Raw genomic sequence first — 16,841 nt, 5'->3', positions numbered from 1 at the left:
CCCACCCCGAGAGCACTCAGTCCCGCGACGGGGTGCGACGGCCCAGACGCGCGAGAAGGCGCGCCTGCCGGTCGGCGTCGTCCGGGACGGCGAGGGCCGCCGTGCAGACGCCGTCGTCGTAGAGGTGATCGCCGAAGCCGTCGGCGGCGCGCTCGAGGGTCTCGAGCTCCGCGTCGGTGAGGCGCTCGTCGAGGCCGGCGGCGGTGGCGACGTCCCAGCGGTGCACGACGAGGTCGAAGCCGTGGAACGCGACGATGGTCTGCCCCACCGTGGTGCGGCCGAAGACGCCGTCGTACTCCAGGCCTGCGACGGCCGGGTCGGCGAGCAGCTCGCGCATCCGCTCGTCGTGGGCGTGCCAGGCGGTGGTCGGGTCCGCCGGGCCGACGGCCGGGTCGTCGACGTCGAGGTGGTGCCCGGTCGTGTCATCGATCCCGTGGTCGGCGAGGAAGGTGCGCTGGCTCGAGACGACGTGCGCCACGACGTCGCGGGCGCTCCAGCCCTCGCACGGGCTCGGCGCGGCCCAGCGGTCGGTCGGCACGCGGTCGACGACGGAGCCGAACGCGTCGGCGAGGCGGGTGTAGGTGGTGAGGACGTCGGTGGTGTCTGTGGTCGTGGTGGTGGTCATGCCCTCACGGTAGGAAGGCCCCTGTCACCCGGTCTTGATACTTTCCGACAGGTGACGAGCTTCCCGGGACAGGGACGTGCGCCGGCGCGCGACGACATCGAGCGCGCGCACCTGCTCGACCCGACCGACCGCACGTGGTCGATCGCCCGTGCGCAGGTCTCGCCCGACCTCACCGACCTGGCGCGGCGATTCTGGATCCCCGTCTGGGACGTGCCGCCGGGCCGCGACTCGGTGCAGCGGGTTCTGCAGTACCCCGTGTGCCTGCTCGTCGTCTCCGACAGCTACGCCCGCTTCTACGGCGTGGTCTCCGGGCTCTCGCACACCGTGCTGACCGGCCGCGGTTGGGCCGTGGGACTGATGTTCCAGCCCGCCGCGGGGCACCTGCTGACCGGTCAGCCGGTGCGCCGGATGACCGACCGCCACCTCGACCTGACCGCCCTTCCCGCACTGGACGGGTCTGCCGTCACGGACCAGGTCCGACGCGTGATGGCCCCCGACCCGGACTCACCCCACGCCCAGGCCCGGGCCCGTGGGGTGGTCGAGGACGCCCTGCGAGCGCTGTTGCCGGCCGACGAGGAGGGGCTGCTCGTCAACGCGATCGTCGAGCACGTCGAGAGCTCCCCCGACCTGCTGCGCGTCGACGAGCTGTGCGCCCGGTTCGGGCTGACGGAGCGGACCCTGCAACGCCTGCTGCACAAGCGGATCGGGCTCGGGCCGAAGTGGTTGATCCGCCGTCGCCGGCTGCAGGAGGCCGCCGACCGGCTGCGTGACGCGGGCACCCCGCTCTCGGGCATCGCTGCCGAGCTCGGGTATGCCGATCAGGCGCACTTCACCCGCGACTTCCGCACCGCGACGGGGATGACCCCCGGCGAGTTCGCCGCCCGCTTCCGCCCACTGCGTCAGTGAGTCGCAATCTGACTCACTGACGTAGTGGCCGGCGAATGAGCTCCCCGCCTCACTGCTCCTTGAGCCAGGCCCGGATGGCTGCGCCGTCCTCGTCGAGGGTCGGCGGCGCCTGGTGCTCCCGGCGCGTGACCTCAGTGCCGTCGCCCGCGAAGAAGCGCAGCGGCGGCCCGGGCAGCGTGACGCGGCCGAGCGTCGAGTGCTCGACGTCCACGAGCAGGCCCTGGCTCGCGGTCTGGTCCCACGCGTACACCTCGTCGAGCGTGCGCACCTTGCCGGCCGGGATGCCGACCTCCGCGAGGCGCGTGAGCAGCGGCTCGGCGTCCCACTCGGCGAAGACCGCCTCGACGGCGGCGATGACGCGCTCGCGGTGGGCGACGCGCTCGGCGTTGGTCGCCATGCCTTCGGCAGCCGGGTCGAGCCCGAACGCCGCGCACAGCCGCAGCCACAGGCCCTCGCTGCCGACCGCGATCTGCACCGAGCCGTCGCGGCAGTGGAAGAGGCCGTAGGGGACGATCGAGGGGTGGTGGTTGCCGGCCGACCGGCCCACCTCACCGGCGACGGTCCACCGGGTGCCCTGGAAGGCGTGCACCCCCACGACCGCGGCGAGCAGCGAGGTGCGCACCACGGTGCCGACCCCGGTCCGGTGGCGCTCGTTGAGCGCGGCCACCACGCCGTAGGCGCCGTACATGCCCGAGAGCAGGTCGGCGATCGGCACCCCGACTCGCTGGGGGTCCTCGGGACCCGAGCCGGTCAGGGACATCAGGCCCGCCTCGCCCTGGGCGATCTGGTCGTAGCCTGCGCGGCCGCCCTCGGGGCCGTCGTGGCCGAAGCCGGTGATCGACAGGACCACGAGGCGCGGGTTGCGCTCCATGAGCGACTCGATGCCGAGCCCGAGGCGCTCGAGCACGCCGGTGCGGAAGTTCTCGACGAGCACGTCGGCACGGTCGACGAGGGCGAGCAGCACGTCACGGTCGTCCTCGTCCTTGAGGTCGAGGGTGATCGACTCCTTGTTGCGGTTGGTCGAGAGGAAGTACGTCGACTCCCGCTGCCCCTCCGGCCCGACGAAGGGCGGGCCCCACCCCCGGGTGTCGTCGCCCCGACCCGGCGCCTCCACCTTGATGACGCGGGCGCCCTGGTCGGCCAGCATCATCGTCGCGTGCGGCCCGGCCAGGGCGCGTGAGAGGTCCACGACGAGGATGTCGGCGAGGGGTCCAGACACGGTCATTTCAGTCACCATCCGGGAGGATCGAGGGGACCCGCACGGGCAACGGGCCGGCGACGACCGCGGTGACGCGTCGGGGATCAGCTGGGCAGCGAGCCGGCACGCGGGCGACCTCGTCGGCGTGACAGGAAGACGGACGGCTCAGTGGCCTAGCCAATAGGTCAATCGGGACGGCTGTCAATAGCATGACGGCATGACGGCATCCGGGCTGCCCCGCATCACGCGGACCCGCCTCTACGAGCAGGTCGCCGAGCAGATCACGGGCTGGATCGAGGCCAACGGCCTGCAGGCCGGCGACCGCCTGCCGCCGGAGCGCGAGCTCGCCCAGCGGCTCGGCGTCAGCCGCGCGACGCTGAGCCAGGCTCTCGTGGCCCTCGAGGTGATCGGCGTCGTCACCGTCCGCCACGGCGACGGCACCCTGCTGGCCGAGGGCCCCGGGCCGCGACGCATCGTCGAGGCCATCCGGGCGCACGCGCACCGCCTGCCCGAGATCATCGACACCCGCGACGCGCTCGAGACGAAGATCGCCGCGCTCGCGGCCGAGCGGCGCTCGCCCGAGGACCTCGCCCGTATCGACGAGGCCCTCGAGCTGATGCGCCGCGAGGTCGAGGCCGGTGGTCGCGGCGTGGACGGCGACGAGCGCTTCCACGGCGCCGTCACCGTCGCGGCGCACTCGCTGCTGCTGGCCCGGCTGATGGAGGAGATCCGCGACCTCGTGCGCGAGACGCGCATCGAGTCGCTCTCGCAGCCCGGGCGCCCCGCCGACTCGCTGGCCGGGCACCGCGCCATCGCCGACGCGATCCGCGCCGGTGACCCCGAGGCGGCCGCAGCCGCCATGCACGCGCACGTCGTCATGGTCAGCGACGTGGCCGTGCTGCGCGAGGCCACCTGAGCGGACGCGGGCAGGGCGACGGACGGAGTCAGCCCACCAGCACCTTGTCGCCCGTGTGCACCTCTGCGGTGGCCATCCGGCGGCGGATCCACGGCACGAGGGCGAAGAGCACGCCCGCGACGACCAGCGTGAGAACGCCGTTGACGACGTAGTAGGCGGCGTTGCCGAGGCCACCCATCGCCTGGATGAGCTGCGCCGCGATGGCCTGGCCGGCGGCGCTGCCGAGGAACCACAGGGCCATGGCCTGGCTCGCGAAGGCCCGGGGCGCGAGCCGCGTCGTGGCCGAGAGCCCCACCGGCGACAGGCACAGCTCCGCGACGGTCTGGAGCACGAAGATGGACCCGAGGACGTAGACCGGGGCGGTGTTGCCGGAGTAGTTGGCGAAGGCCCAGGCCATGGCCAGCGCCGACAGCCCGATGAGCGTCACACCGAGCACGAACTTCATCGGCGTGGACGGGAAACGACCGGCGCGCCTGGTCCAGATCCAGCCGAAGATCGGCGCGAGCAGGACGATGGCGAGCGGGTTGATCGACTGGAACCACTCCGGGTTGACCGTGATGCCCGCGGTCTCCTTGACGGTGTTGTCGGCGGCGAAGAGGGCCATCTTGCCCGCGGCCTGCTCGAAGATCATCCAGAAGAGCATCGCGCCGATCCACAGCGGCAGGTAGGCGGCCAGGTGTGACTTCTCCTGGCGGTCGACCTTGGGGCTGCGGAACATCATCGTGAAGTAGGCGATCGGGGTGAGCACGGCCACGATCGAGATCGCGTCGATGACCTGGTCGAGGAGGGTGTCGCGCCACAGGCCGGCGAGCAGCACCACCACGACGAAGGCGGCCACCGCACCGACCGCGAGGCCCGCAACCCGACCGCGCTCCTTCGGCGAGATCGGGTTGGGCACATCGTCGACGACCGGGTTGAGGTTCTTGCGACCGACGATGAACCACACGATGGCGATCGCCATGCCGACCGCGGCGGCGGAGAAGCCGGCGTGGTAGCCGTAGTGCTCCCGGAGCCAGCCGACGACGAGCGGCGAGAAGAACGACCCGATGTTGATCGACATGTAGAAGATCGAGAAGCCGCCGTCGCGGCGGGCGTCCTCGGGCTTGTAGAGCGTGCCGACCATGGCCGAGACGTTCGGCTTGAGCAGGCCGGTGCCGAGGGCGACGAGCGCGATGCCGAGCCACGCCGTCCCGGACGACGGGATGGCCAGGCACACGTGGCCGGCCATGATGACGACCGCGCCGTAGAGCGTCGAGCGCCGCGCTCCGAAGACGCGGTCGGCCGTGAAACCGCCGATGATCGAGAGCAGGTAGACCGACGCACCGTAGATCGCGACGACGGCCGTGCCGGTCGTCTCGTCGATCCCGAGGCCGCCGTTGGCGACCGTGTCGATGAGGAAGTAGAGCAGGATGGCGCGCATCCCGTAGTAGGAGAAGCGCTCCCACAGCTCGACGAAGAAGAGGGTCGACAGGCCTCGGGGGTGCCCGAGGAAGGCGCGGTCGTCGGCGCTCGAGCCCGTCGACGGGGTCGGCGGACGGTCCTGGGTCTGTGTGGACATGTGGTTCTCCCAGCCCCTCGTGAGGGCAGTGTCAGGTGACAGACAACCGTCCCAAACTAGGGAAGTCCTCGGGGAGATCCAAAATCACGAGGTCCGCGCGACCCCGTCCCGCAGGGCCAGTCCGTCCTTGAGCAGACCGGTCGCGAGGGCGGCTCCGACCCCCTCACCTGCACGGATGCGCAGGTCGAGCAGCGGCTCGAGGCCGAGCTCGCGCAGCACGAGGGCGTGGGCCTTCTCACGTGAGCGCTGGCCCGCGACGAGGTGGGCCGCCACCGCCGGCTCCAGCCGGGTCGCGGCGAGGGCGCACACCGACGTGGCGAGCCCGTCGAGCACCACGACCCCGCCCGCGCCGGCCACCCCCAGCACGACGCCGGTGAGCACGGCGAGCTCTGCCCCACCGAGACGCCGCACCGCCTCCGAGGCGGAGAGCTCGGCCTCGGCCCGGGCGACCCGGGCGAGCGCCCGGGTCACGACGTCGCGCTTGCGCTCGACCATCGCCGCGTCGGCCGACGACCCGCGCCCCACGACCTCCGCGGCGGGGAGCTCCAGCAGCGCGGCGGCGACGGCGGCGGCGACGGTCGTGTTGCCGACGCCCACCTCCCCCAGGGCCACCGGGCCGGCGGCCGCGAGCGCCTGACCGCGCTCGCGCCCGAGAGCGAGCAGGGCGGCATACGTCATCTCGTCGAGGCCGTCGGTCGTGACGAGATCGCCTCGGGCACAGTCGATCCCGGCGTCCACGAGCTCGACGTCGAGGCCGGCCGCGCGGGCCGCGACGGCGCCCATCGACGTGCCCTCCCGCATCGCGCGGGCGACATCGGCGGTCACCGACGCGTCGAAGGCGGAGATGCCGTATGCCGTCACGGCGTGGTCCGCGGCCGCGACCAGGAGGGTGCCCGGACCGTCCACGGCCGGCAGCGCGGTGACGCGGTCGAGGACGGCGTCGAGGACGCCGAGCGAGCCGGGCACGGTGAGCAGCTCGTCGGAGCGATCGCGAGCGGCGACGAAACGGTCCGGCGCCGGGGCGCGCAGGTGCGAGGTCGGGGCGTCGCGCTCCGTCCAGCGCTCGTGCATGACGACCTGCTCGAGCGGCAGGCGGCGGCTCCACCCGGCGCGCTCGAGACCGGGCTCGGGCGGCCGCTCGTCCGGCCAGCCGAGGCACAGCCAGCCGAGCGTCTCTACGCCGTCGGGCAGGCCGAGCAGCTCCTTGAGCTCGGCCGGCTCGAAGAGGGTGACCCAGCCCAGACCCAGCCCGTGCGCCCGGGCGGTGAGCCACATGTTCTCGATGGCGGCGGCGCACGACCACAGGTCCGCGTCGGGGAAGGTGGCCCGCCCGAGCACGCCGGCGGCCGGAGTGCGACGGTCGCAGGCGACGACGACCCCGACCGGCGCCTCCCGGATCCCCTCGAGCCGCAGGTCGAGCAGGCCACGCGCCGACTCCTCCGCCATCCCCGCGGCCTGCCGCAGCCGGCAGCGGTCGGCCATCAGGGCAGCGGCGTCGCGAGTGGCGGCCTCGGTGACGACGACGAAGCGCCACGGCTGGCTGTGCCCGACGGACGGGCCGCGGTGACCGGCCGTGAGCACCGCGGCGAGCACGTCGTCCGGCACCGGGTCGGGCCGGAAGCGGCGGATGTCACGACGAGCGCCGATCACCCGCTCGAGCGAGGCGAGGTCGTCCGTCAGCGCCCACGCATCGGGCGCCGCGGCCCGCTCGGCCGCCGAGGTGGGATCGCCGATGGTCGGGACGGGCCTGCGGAAGCTCACGCGCGAGACCCTACTTCGCGGCCTCGATCCACGGGCGCGTCGCTGCGAGCACGCGGCTGCCGTCGGTGTCGGCGAGGGAGAGGCCGACGAAGGCCGACGCGGCCTCGGACGTCTGCCAGCGGAAGCGGTAGTCCTCCGCGGTCGCCGCGTCGGCGATGGCCCGGGCCGCGTCCTCCGACGACTGGGCGTTGGCGAAGGCTCCCGCAGAGCGGGCGAGGTAGGCGTCGAGCTGGGCGGCATACGGGTCGTCGCCATTCGTGGCGTCGGGGCGCGCGACGTTGCCGACGAAGTCGCTGGCGACCGCCGCCGGCTCGATGACCGAGACCCGGACGCCGTGGGCGAGCATGACGACGGCGAGCGACTGCATGAAGCCCTCGACGGCGAACTTCGCGCCGCAGTAGGCGTCGGCGAAGGGCTGGCCGACGGCGCCGCCGACGCTCGTCACGGTGAGGACCCGGCCCGAGCCGGCGGCGCGCATGTGCGGCAGGACGAGCTTGGTCAGTGCGACGGGGCCGAGGTAGTTGACCTCCAGCTGGTCGCGCACCTCCTCGAGGCTCAGCTGCTCGGCGGTCGCGACGGCACCGCGACCGGCGTTGTTGACGAGGACGTCGAGGTGGCCGTGGTCGGCGAGGATGCCGTCGACGCACGCCCGGGCGGCGTCGTGGTCGGTGACGTCGAGAGGCCGCACGTCGAGCTCGACGCCGGCCTCGGCCGCCGCCTTGCGCAGGGCCACGTCTCGGCTCGGGTCGCGCATCGTGGCGACGACGGTGTGGCCGCGCCGGGCGAGCTCGACGGCGGCGTGCAGGCCCATCCCGGACGAGGTGCCGGTGACGAGGGCGACAGGGCGGTGGTCGGGGCTGGTGGAGGGGTGGAGGTCCATGTCCCGGACGCTACGCCCGGGCGGCTCAGGCGTCGATGTCGTCCAGGCCGGCGATGACGATCTCGAGCAGCCGGGCGAGCTCGTGGCGCTCGTCGTCGGTGAGGCCCCGCAGCGTGTCGCTCTCGACCACGTTCGACTCGCGCACGGCCTCGCTGAAGAGGGCCCAGCCGTCAGCGGTGAGGGAGACAAGGGTGCGGGTGCGGTTGGACTCGTCGGGCCGTCGCTCGAGCAGGCCGCGGCCCGCCATCTTGTCGAGGCGGTGGGTCATCGACGAGGGGGCCACGTTGGACAGGTCGGCGAGCTGGCTGGGCGTCAGGCACGTCTCGCCGGCCCGAGCCAGGGCCGCGAGCACCGCCCACTCCCCCTGGGTCAGGTCGAGGTCGGCAAACTGCCGCACGTACCACTGGTCGAGCTTCTTCGTCACGGAGAAGAGGCCGGTGATGACGCGCTGCACCGACTCCTCACCACCGGCGGCGACGTAGGTGGCGACGTCCGCGGCGTGCTGCTGCTGGGCGGTCCGGCGTCGCTTGGCTGACATGGAAACGCATTGTGGCACCTATCGGGGCGAGTGCTACTCTTTCGAAGCCGAACTTCGAATCCGAAATATTCGAGGTCGAAGGCGTGTTGACTCCGCCGTCCCCACCACCAACCCTCAGAAAGGGTGTGAAACCCATGCGCACCAAGCTGCTCATCCTGGCGTCGTCCATCGGAATGCTCGGCTGGGGCACCGTCCTGCCCTACCAGTACGCGTATGCGGCCAACACCCGAGGCTGGGGCGCGCTCGCCGCGGCCCTCGCCAGCACCCTCTTCTCGGTCGGCGCGCTCGTCGCCGCTCCCTTCGCCGGGCGGCTCAGCGACCGCTTCAACCCGGTGACCGTCGCCGTGCTCGCCAAGCTGCTCGCCGCGGCCGGAGTCGCAAGCCTCGTCTGGGCGAACGACGCCTCGACCTTCCTGGTCGGGATGTTCGTCTTCGGCTTCGGCCTGACCGCGTCCACGCCCGCCGCCTCCGTGCTGGTGCTGCGCTGGGCCGGGCACGAGGACCGCCGCAAGGTCTTCGCCTACAAGTTCACGGCCGAGGCCATCGGCATGGCCGTCGGCGCCTTCGTCGCCGGCCAGCTCGTCGACCTCTCGCGCGCCGACGGCATGACGCTCGCGTTCGTCGCGGCAGGAGTGGGCTTCGCGCTGTCGGCGGCGATCATCCAGCTCGCCGGCATCGGAGCCCCGGCCGAGACGGAGATGGACGTCGCCGCGGGCGATGCCGAGCCGCACGTCAGCACCGTCGAGGCCCTGCGCCGCATCTTCGCCGTGCCCGCGCTGCGGTGGGCTGCCGTCGTGACGGTGACCCTCGCGCTCGGGTTCTACGCCCAGTTCGAGTCCGGGCTGCCGGCGTACGCCCTCACCGTGCTCGAGACCCCGGCGTCGGCCATCGGCCTCGCAGCCGCGGTCAACTGCGTGGTCATCGTGCTGCTGCAGGTGGTCGTCGTGCGGCTCACCGCGCACCGTCCGGCGGGCTCGCTGCTGATGGTCGTGGGCGGCATCTGGACGCTCTCGTGGGTCGTGCTCTCCACCGCCCAGTTCGTCTCGCCGGGCGTGGCCTCGGCCCTGTTCGTGACGACGTTCGGCATCTTCGCCGTCGGCGAGACGATGTACGCGCCGGTGCTCAACCCGCTGACCGCCAGCCTGGCCCCCAAGGGCCTGGTCGGCACGACGCTCGGCACGTTCACCGCGATCCAGACGACCTTCTCGGCTCTCGGTCCGCTCGTGGCCGGCGCCCTGCTCGGCCTCGGCCTCGCGGACGGCTTCCTCGCCCTGCACCTGGCGATCAGCGTGCTGGCGACGTACGCCGCCTGGCGCCTGCGTTCCGCCCTGCGCGCCCGGCAGGCCACGGAGCACACCGGCCAGCCGGTGCCTGCTCCGACGCCCACAGCCGGCGAGCCGCTCGCGGCAGGGGTGACCAGCGAGGCCGTGGCGACTGCCGCCTGAGCGCCGCTCCCCGCACGACACCGAGGCAGTGCCGGACCACCACACGGTGGCTCCGGCACTGCCTCCTCTGCGTGCTCGACTTCCGGTCGACTTCGGGACCAAGGACTCTGGCGCCCGGCCGGAAAGGGACGAGGCTGGAAGTGAGATGAAAGGAGGTGAAGACGATGTCGCAGCTCCTTGAGAAGCAAACCACCGAGACTGAGCAAGGCCTGCCCCGGTTGTTCCGCAACCGCACGGTCGACTACACGCTCATCGTCGTCGGGGCCCTGGTCGCCGGGTTCGGCGCGTACACGTACTTCGTGTCGTCGACCTGGCTCTGGGCAGGACTCGCCGCCGGCTGGTACTTCGGCGCCTGGATCGCTGGTGGCGTACTGCTCGCCATCGGGTTCGGGCTGCTGGGCGCCAGCATCCGCGACCGGTCCGGCGTCTGGACGGCCGGTGCCGTGATGAGCTTCGTGCTCGGCACGCTGAGCCTCGCTGGAGCAGTCACCGCTGCGGTGCTGCTCATCATCTGACCGGCAGAGAGAAGGTGATGCTGGTCCGAAGCCCCCGGGAGACCGGGGGCTTCGCATGCGTCAGCGGGCGTTGAACGCCTCGATGCGGTCGATCGCCTCGGCCACGGCCGTCGTGCCCGCGGCGAAGCTGAGCCGCACCGAGCGCCCGCCGGCACGGTCGTCGAAGTCGCCGCCGGGCGTGATCGCCACGCCGGCCTCGTCGAGCAGGGCGCGGGCGTATGCCGCCGAGCCTCCCCAGCGCTCGAGCTGCGGCCCGAGGTCGGCCCAGTAGTAGAACGCGCCGTCGGGCGGCGCCGACTCGCCCCACCCGAGGCGGGCGGCGTTGTCGAGCAGGAGCTTCCGAGTGCGCGCGAACTCGGCGACGGCCTCGTCGCACTCGCGGTAGGACTCCTCGTCGAAGGCGGATACGGCGGCATACTGCGCGGGCGCCGGAGGGCAGAGCGCGACGTTGCCCGCGAGCGCGTCGACGGGGCGCACGAGGTCCTCGGGCAGCAGCATCCAGCCGAGGCGCCAGCCGGTCATGCCCCAGTACTTGCTGAAGGACGAGATGACGAGCGGAGTGTCGGCGCACTCCCACGCACACACACCGCGCGGGTCGGCGGCGCCGGCCTCCGGATAGGTGACGCCGTGGTAGATCTCGTCGCTGACCAGGCGCACCCCGTTGTCGGCGCACCATGCGGTGATGGCCTCGAGCTCGAGGCGGTCGACCATCGTGCCGGTCGGGTTGGCGGGTGACGCGACGATGAGCCCGGCGAGCGGACCGTCGGCCTGGGCCGCGTCGAGCAGCTCCGGCGTCGGCTGGAAGCGCGTCTCGGGGCCGCAGTCGATCTCGACGACCTCGCAGCCGAGCGAGGAGAGGATGTTGCGGTAGGCGGGGTAGCCGGGACGCGCCAGGGCGACACGGTCACCGGCGTCGAACGCGGCAAGGAACGCCAGGACGAACCCGCCGGAGGAGCCCGTCGTGATCGCCACGCGCGCCGGGTCGACGTCCACGCCGTACCAGCGGTTGTAGTGCATCGCGACCTCCGAGCGCAGCTCGCGGATGCCGAGCGCCGAGGTGTAGGTCAGGGCCCGGCCCGAGGAGTGGATGCGCGCCGCCGCCTCCGAGACGAGGGCCGGCGCACCGCCCGACGGCTCCCCGGCGCAGAGCGACACCACGTCGCGGCCTGCGGCGCGCAGCACCGCCACCCGGTCGAGCACGTCCATGACCTCGAACGGCGGCACCTGGGAGCGCCGGGAGGGCAGGAGCGGACGGGTCTGCGAGGTCACCCGGCCAGTGTGCCGGAAGGCTCGACAGCGCCTCCCCCGGGCCCAGGCAACGAACGTAGTGTGCAGAGCATGGACCTCGGACTGCACCTGGCTGACTTCACGTGGAGCGGCGGCTCCACCACCTTCGTCGACGACCTCGTCCGCACCGCGAAGACGGCGGAGGACGTCGGCTTCACCAAGCTCTCGGTCATGGACCACGTCTGGCAGATCAGGGGCGTGGGTCCCAAGGAGCACGAGATGCTCGAGGCGTACACGGCGCTCGGCTTCCTCGCCGCGGTCACCGAACGCGTACAGCTGCTCGCGTGGGTCACCGCCGCGGTCTACCGCGAGCCCGGCCTGCTCGCCAAGGAGGTGACGACGCTCGACGTCCTCTCCAAGGGGCGCGCGATGCTCGGCATCGGCGCCGCGTGGAACGAGGAGGAGTGCGTCGGCCTCGGCCTGCCGTTCCCGCCCACCGCCGAGCGCTTCGAGCGCCTCGAGGAGACCCTGCAGATCTGCCTCCAGATGTGGAGCGACAGCGAGGAGCCGTATGCCGGCAAGCACTACCAGCTGGGCAGCACCCTGAACTCGCCGCAGTCCGTCCAGCGGCCGCACCCGCCGATCCTCATCGGCGGCGGCGGGGAGAAGAAGACGCTGCGGATGGTGGCGCAGTACGCCCAGGCCTGCAACCTCTTCGACAGCCCCGAGCTCGCGCACAAGCTCGACGTGCTGCGCGGGCACTGCGAGGCGATCGGGCGCGACTACGACGAGATCGAGAAGACCGTCATGGGCCCGGTCGACCCGGGGCCGAACGGCGAGAACGTCGACACGACCCTCGAGCACCTCCGTGAGCTGGCCGACCTCGGCGTGACCCACGTGCAGATGCGGGTCGCCGACGGCTCGCGCACCGACTGGCTCGAGCTCATCGGTGAGCGGATCATCCCGGAGGCCGCGAAGCTCTAGGTCGAGGCGACCGGCACGACGACGCACGGTCGTGCCGGTGCGGCAGGCTCAACCGTTCCGCGGAGGCCCTCCGAAGCGGCGGACCTCCTGCGGCCAGCCGCAGCCCTCCGCGATCCTGCCGGCCCACGTCTTGGCGGCCTCGTCGTCGGGCACGTCGATGACGGTGAACCCTCCGAGGAACTCCTTGGTCTCCACGTAGGGCCCGTCGGTGACGACCGGGGTGCCGTCGGCCGGCTCGGCGGTGTAGACCGGCGCACCCTCCTCCAGGCCCCCGGCGAAGACGTAGGCGCCGGCCTCCTTGAGCTCACTGATGACGGCCATCGAGGGCTCCACGCGCCCGCGGAACCACTCCTCGCTGTGGTCGCCGACCCACTGCTGGTTGAAGTAGACGAGGTACTCGGGCACGGCTGCTCCTTCTGCTGGGCGGACCCGGTGTCCGCTGTCACCTCTGCAACGAACGGCGACGGCCGATTTCGACAACATGCACGGACGATGTAAGCACCGACGCGGGCCCGGTGGAGGCCAGCCGACCGGGACGATCTCAGCTCAGCTCAGGATGTCGGAGCGACGGAACCGGCGGTAGGCGAGCAGCGTGAAGGCCACCGCCCAGACGAGCGACCAGAGCGTGCCGTGCAGCATGTCGGTCCAGTCGGGCGAGACCGCGAGGGCGTCCTGCCAGGAGCGGGAGTAGTGGCCCGGGAAGGCGTTGCGGTAGGGGTCGAGCGCGTCGAGCTGGTCGAGGATGCTGAAGAGGATGTTGACGAGCACGGCCCCACCGACGGCCGCGAGCGGGGCGTCGGAGCGCGTGCCGATCCAGAAGGCGATGGCCGCGATCGGCAGCAGCGTGACGAAGATGTAGGCCATGGCGAGCGCCAGGCGCGGCAGGAACTGGCCCCACGTCAGGTTCTCGCCGAGCGGATTCGTCAGCGGCGCCCAGCCGTAGGCGATGCCGCCGACGAGCAACCCCCACGCGGGCAGCAGCACGGTCGCGAGCAGCGTGGAGGCGACGCCGATGACGAGCTTGCTCGTCAGCAGCCGTGCGCGCTGGACCGGGGCGATCAGCAGGTAGCGCAGCGACGACCACGACGCCTCGGCCGGGACGGCGTCACCGCAGAAGAGCGCGGCCAGCAGGACGAGGAGCAGCTCCGAGGCGAGGAAGACGAGCACCAGGCTGAAGTTGGCCGCGCCGCTCTGGGCGAGGTCGAAGATGCGGCTCGAGGCGCTGCCGCGGCTGTTGCTCGACCGCTGGCCGAAGGCGAAGGCCCCGACGAGCACCAGGGGCAGCGCGAGCAGCAGCCCGAAGGCCCAGAGCGTGCGTCGCCGCCCCCACTGGCGGCGCAGCTCGGACCGCCAGGAGAGCGGTTCGTGCACCTGCCGGACCGTCGCGGTCCCGTCCGTCACGGCCGTGCTGCTCATCGGACCCTCACCTGCCTCAGTCGTTCGACGAGCGAGTCCTCGTCGCCGTCCTGCTCGCCCGCCGCCCGGCCGCCGGCTGTGGTGCCCACTCCGGCGCCGGCCGAGGAGATCACGCCGAGGAAGACCTCCTCGAGGTGGCGGCGGCTGCTGACCCCCACGACGGGGAGGCCGGCAGCGACGGCAGCCGCCACGACCTCGGCGCGGCCGCGCTCGGCGACGACGACGAGCCTCGTCGGGGTGTCGACGCGGACCTCGACGACGCCGTCGGACGCCTCGAGCGCGCGGATGCCAGCGCGTACGACCTCGCGGTCCACGCCCTCGGGCAGGTCGACGATCGTCGTGTCGTCGCTGTCGACGAGCTCGGCGACCGGGCCAGCGGTGACGACCCGGCCGGCGTGCATGACGACGACGTGGGTGCAGGTCATCTCCACCTCGGCGAGCAGGTGGCTCGAGACGACGACGGTGCGCCCGCTCTCGGCGTAGCGCCGCAGGATCGGGCGCATCGCGGCGATCTGGGGCGGGTCGAGCCCGTTGGTCGGCTCGTCGAGGATGAGCAGCTCCGGCAGGCCGAGCATGGCCTGGGCGATGCCGAGGCGCTGGCGCATGCCCTGGCTGTAGGACTTCACCGGACGGTCGACGGCACCGCCGAGGGCCGCGACGTCGAGCGCCTCGTCGAAGTGGGCGTCCTCGGGAGCCCGACCGGTGGCGGACCAGTAGGCCTCGAGGTTCTGGCGGCCGGTCAGGTGCGGCAGGAAGCCGGGACCCTCGATCAGCGCGCCGACGCGGCCGAGCACCGGCGAGCCGGCGGTGACCTGCTGCCCGAGGACGTGCACCGTGCCGGAGTCGGAGGAGATCAGGCCCATGACCATCCGCATGGTCGTCGTCTTGCCGGCGCCGTTGGGTCCGAGCAGGCCCACGACCTGGCCTTTCTCGGCGCGCCACGTCACGTCGTCGACGGCTCGGTGCCCGTCGGAGTACGTCTTGACCAGCCCCTCGACGACGAGGGGCACGTCGGCGAGGTCGGGCCGCTCCGGGAGGTGCCTGCGACGCCGCCGGCGCACGAGCCAGCCGGCCAGGCCCGCGCCGAGGAGCACGACCAGGGCGCCCGACGCGAGCAGCGTCTCGGTGTCGAGCCCGCCCGCTCCCGAGCCGCCGGCCGTGGCACCGACCGCGACGGGCAGCACGAGCGAGGACGCGTCGGAGATGCGGATGGTGCTCGGCGTGCGGGAGTTGGCGTAGGTCGACTCGGTGCTCGTCAGCAGCACGCGCCACCGGGTGCCCGCCGGCAGGTCGTAGGTGGCGGCGGGCAGCGAGATGGTCACCGGGGTGGCCCGCCCGGGCGTCACCGGCACGCGGATCGGCGCGACGAGCGGGTTGGTCAGCGTCGTCGAGCCGCCCGTGACGCGCCACACCGACGCGAAGAGCGTCACCTCACGCGCGTCGGAGGTGACGGTGAGGCGCAGGGTCGGCGAGCCGACGACCGTCGTCGACTGAGCAATCGGCTGGGTGTCCAGGGCGGTCGACTGACCGGGCAGCGCCGCGACCTGGTAGGTGGAGAGGCTGACGCCGAGCGAGGCGAGCCCGGGCACGGCGATCAGCGAGGCGGGCTGCCCACCGGGCGGGTGCAGCAGCGAGCCGTCGCTCGTGACCAGCGGCAGGGAGCGCGTCACCAGCGGCGAGCCGGAGAGGCCCGGGTATGCCGGAAGCGTGTGCAGCGTCGTCGGCTGGCCCGGGCGCGGGGCGGGGGTCGGATAGGTGAACGCCGCCGTTGGCAGCGCCGAGTCCCGCGGCGCCTTGTCGCGGACGTAGTGGTCGAGCCACGTGTAGGACGCCTCGAGCTCCTCGTCCTGGTGGGTGCTCGGGGCGTCGTGCCCCCCGTCGCTCCACCGGACGGCATACGGCGTCCTCGTCGCGGCGAGCGCCGACGCGTTGGCATCGGCCTGGTCGAGGCCGAAGAGCGAGTCGCCGATGCCCTGCACGAGGAAGGTCGGGGCCGTGACCTGGTTCATCGTCGGCTTCGGGCTGTGGGCGCGCAGCAGCGCGGTCAGCTGGGGGGAGGCCTCACCGGTCTGGGAGGCCTGGACGAACAGCCTGCAGAGGGTCGGGTCGAAGCGCCCGCACTGGCTGCTGCCGCCGCCCTGGCCGCCGCGCAGCGCCGAGAGGAAGAAGTTGGTGGCCCACACCTGCTTGAACGGCCCCGGTGCATCGATCGGGTCGCGGCCGGCGGCCGTCGTCGGGGGCGCGTTGAGGGCGGTCTGCGGGAAGAAGGCGGTGGCGAGGTCGTTCCACGTGATCGCCGAGACGACGCCGTCGACACGGCGGTCGGCGCCGGCGAGCATCAGTCCGAGCGCCCCGCCGTAGGAGGCGCCCATGACTCCCGCGCGAGGGTCGCCCGGCGCGTCGAGCTCGACGTCGCTGCGCTTGGCGGCGAGGTCGAGCAGCGCTCTGGCGTCGGCGATCTCGTATGCCGGGTCGTTGAGGTGGATGCGCCCGCCGGACGCGCCCATCCCCCGCGCGCTCCACGTGATGACGACGTAGCCACGCGCCTGGAGGTCGCGGGCCTCGTCCGCCATCGAGTCCTTCGTGCCGCCGAAGCCGTGGGCCAGCAGGACGACGGGGTGCCGGCCGCTCGCCTGCGGCCACACCGAGGCGTCGATCCGCACCGGGGTGCCGTCGGGCTCGGCGCCGACCGGGACCGTCGTGGCCTGCGGCGCGACGGGGTCCGCTGCCTGCGCAGCAGCGGCCTGGGCAACGGCACCCTGGGCACCGGCTGCCGGCACGACCGCCAGGCTCGAGCCGAGCAGCAGCGCGGCGAGGAGGGGGGCCCGGACCGACATGCCCACATCACATCACGCGGTCCCGACCGTGGTGC

The 16,841-nt window shown here is 72.8% G+C and carries 15 protein-coding genes; 5 read left to right on the top strand and 10 right to left on the bottom strand.

Features of this window, described 5'->3' with window-relative positions; translation table 11 throughout:
• Positions 1 to 16 precede the first annotated feature (16 nt).
• Positions 17 to 625, bottom strand: a complete 609-nt coding sequence (locus tag AB0316_RS03455) for a TIGR03086 family metal-binding protein (RefSeq protein WP_366270487.1) — start codon at positions 623 to 625, stop codon at positions 17 to 19.
• A 51-nt stretch (positions 626 to 676) separates the two neighbouring features.
• Between AB0316_RS03455 and AB0316_RS03450 the strand changes: the two genes are divergently transcribed.
• Positions 677 to 1,531 carry a helix-turn-helix domain-containing protein gene (locus tag AB0316_RS03450; RefSeq protein ID WP_366270485.1) on the top strand — a complete coding sequence of 285 codons (855 nt, stop codon included), beginning with the start codon at positions 677 to 679 and terminating at the stop codon, positions 1,529 to 1,531.
• 49 nt (positions 1,532 to 1,580) lie between these two features.
• On the opposite strand, the gene AB0316_RS03445 is transcribed toward AB0316_RS03450, so the two are convergent.
• The gene (locus AB0316_RS03445) at positions 1,581 to 2,756 is read right to left on the bottom strand and encodes a CoA transferase (RefSeq protein ID WP_366270483.1); all 1,176 of its coding nucleotides are present in this window, start codon (positions 2,754 to 2,756) and stop codon (positions 1,581 to 1,583) included.
• A 190-nt stretch (positions 2,757 to 2,946) separates the two neighbouring features.
• On the opposite strand from AB0316_RS03445, the gene AB0316_RS03440 reads away from it, so the two are divergent.
• Positions 2,947 to 3,645, top strand: a complete 699-nt coding sequence (locus AB0316_RS03440) for a FadR/GntR family transcriptional regulator (protein WP_366270481.1) — start codon at positions 2,947 to 2,949, stop codon at positions 3,643 to 3,645.
• A gap of 28 nt (positions 3,646 to 3,673) precedes the next feature.
• On the opposite strand, the gene AB0316_RS03435 is transcribed toward AB0316_RS03440, so the two are convergent.
• The 4 genes from AB0316_RS03435 to AB0316_RS03420 all read right to left on the bottom strand — a co-directional run bounded on the left by AB0316_RS03435 (position 3,674) and on the right by AB0316_RS03420 (position 8,382).
• A complete protein-coding gene (locus AB0316_RS03435; RefSeq protein WP_366270479.1) occupies positions 3,674 to 5,203 on the bottom strand; it encodes a peptide MFS transporter in 1,530 nt (509 codons plus the stop codon).
• Positions 5,204 to 5,287: 84 nt separating this feature from the next.
• A complete protein-coding gene (gene bluB / locus AB0316_RS03430; protein WP_366270477.1) occupies positions 5,288 to 6,964 on the bottom strand; it encodes a 5,6-dimethylbenzimidazole synthase in 1,677 nt (558 codons plus the stop codon).
• Between the two features lie 10 nt (positions 6,965 to 6,974).
• Positions 6,975 to 7,844 (bottom strand): SDR family oxidoreductase, encoded by an 870-nt coding sequence (locus AB0316_RS03425; protein WP_366270475.1) that lies wholly within the window; start codon positions 7,842 to 7,844, stop codon positions 6,975 to 6,977.
• A 25-nt stretch (positions 7,845 to 7,869) separates the two neighbouring features.
• Positions 7,870 to 8,382 carry a MarR family transcriptional regulator gene (locus tag AB0316_RS03420; protein WP_366270473.1) on the bottom strand — a complete coding sequence of 171 codons (513 nt, stop codon included), beginning with the start codon at positions 8,380 to 8,382 and terminating at the stop codon, positions 7,870 to 7,872.
• A gap of 134 nt (positions 8,383 to 8,516) precedes the next feature.
• On the opposite strand from AB0316_RS03420, the gene AB0316_RS03415 reads away from it, so the two are divergent.
• A complete protein-coding gene (locus AB0316_RS03415) occupies positions 8,517 to 9,827 on the top strand; it encodes an MFS transporter (protein ID WP_366270471.1) in 1,311 nt (436 codons plus the stop codon).
• 164 nt (positions 9,828 to 9,991) lie between these two features.
• The gene (locus AB0316_RS03410; protein ID WP_366270469.1) at positions 9,992 to 10,342 is read left to right on the top strand and encodes a hypothetical protein; all 351 of its coding nucleotides are present in this window, start codon (positions 9,992 to 9,994) and stop codon (positions 10,340 to 10,342) included.
• Between the two features lie 60 nt (positions 10,343 to 10,402).
• On the opposite strand, the gene AB0316_RS03405 is transcribed toward AB0316_RS03410, so the two are convergent.
• Entirely contained in the window at positions 10,403 to 11,548 is a 1,146-nt protein-coding gene (locus AB0316_RS03405) for an aminotransferase class I/II-fold pyridoxal phosphate-dependent enzyme (protein WP_366271286.1), read from the bottom strand.
• 132 nt (positions 11,549 to 11,680) lie between these two features.
• On the opposite strand from AB0316_RS03405, the gene AB0316_RS03400 reads away from it, so the two are divergent.
• The gene (locus AB0316_RS03400; RefSeq protein WP_366270466.1) at positions 11,681 to 12,553 is read left to right on the top strand and encodes an LLM class F420-dependent oxidoreductase; all 873 of its coding nucleotides are present in this window, start codon (positions 11,681 to 11,683) and stop codon (positions 12,551 to 12,553) included.
• A gap of 48 nt (positions 12,554 to 12,601) precedes the next feature.
• On the opposite strand, the gene AB0316_RS03395 is transcribed toward AB0316_RS03400, so the two are convergent.
• The 3 genes from AB0316_RS03395 to AB0316_RS03385 form a co-directional block, all read right to left on the bottom strand.
• Complete coding sequence (locus tag AB0316_RS03395; RefSeq protein ID WP_366270464.1) at positions 12,602 to 12,958, bottom strand: YciI family protein; 357 nt, start codon at positions 12,956 to 12,958, stop codon at positions 12,602 to 12,604.
• Positions 12,959 to 13,099: 141 nt separating this feature from the next.
• Positions 13,100 to 13,969: an ABC transporter permease gene (locus AB0316_RS03390; RefSeq protein ID WP_366270462.1), complete on the bottom strand. Its 870-nt coding sequence runs from the start codon at positions 13,967 to 13,969 to the stop codon at positions 13,100 to 13,102.
• On the bottom strand, positions 13,966 to 16,806 hold the full coding sequence (locus AB0316_RS03385) for an alpha/beta fold hydrolase (protein ID WP_366270460.1): 2,841 nt from the start codon (positions 16,804 to 16,806) through the stop codon (positions 13,966 to 13,968). Before AB0316_RS03385 ends, AB0316_RS03390 begins: the two co-directional genes overlap by 4 nt.
• Positions 16,807 to 16,841 lie beyond the last annotated feature (35 nt).

It is taken from the genome of Terrabacter sp. NPDC080008, from assembly GCF_040702505.1.
Lineage (GTDB): Bacteria > Actinomycetota > Actinomycetes > Actinomycetales > Dermatophilaceae > Terrabacter.
The sequence above is the reverse complement of the archived record's forward strand: the minus strand, read 5'-3'. Positions and strand labels throughout refer to the sequence as shown.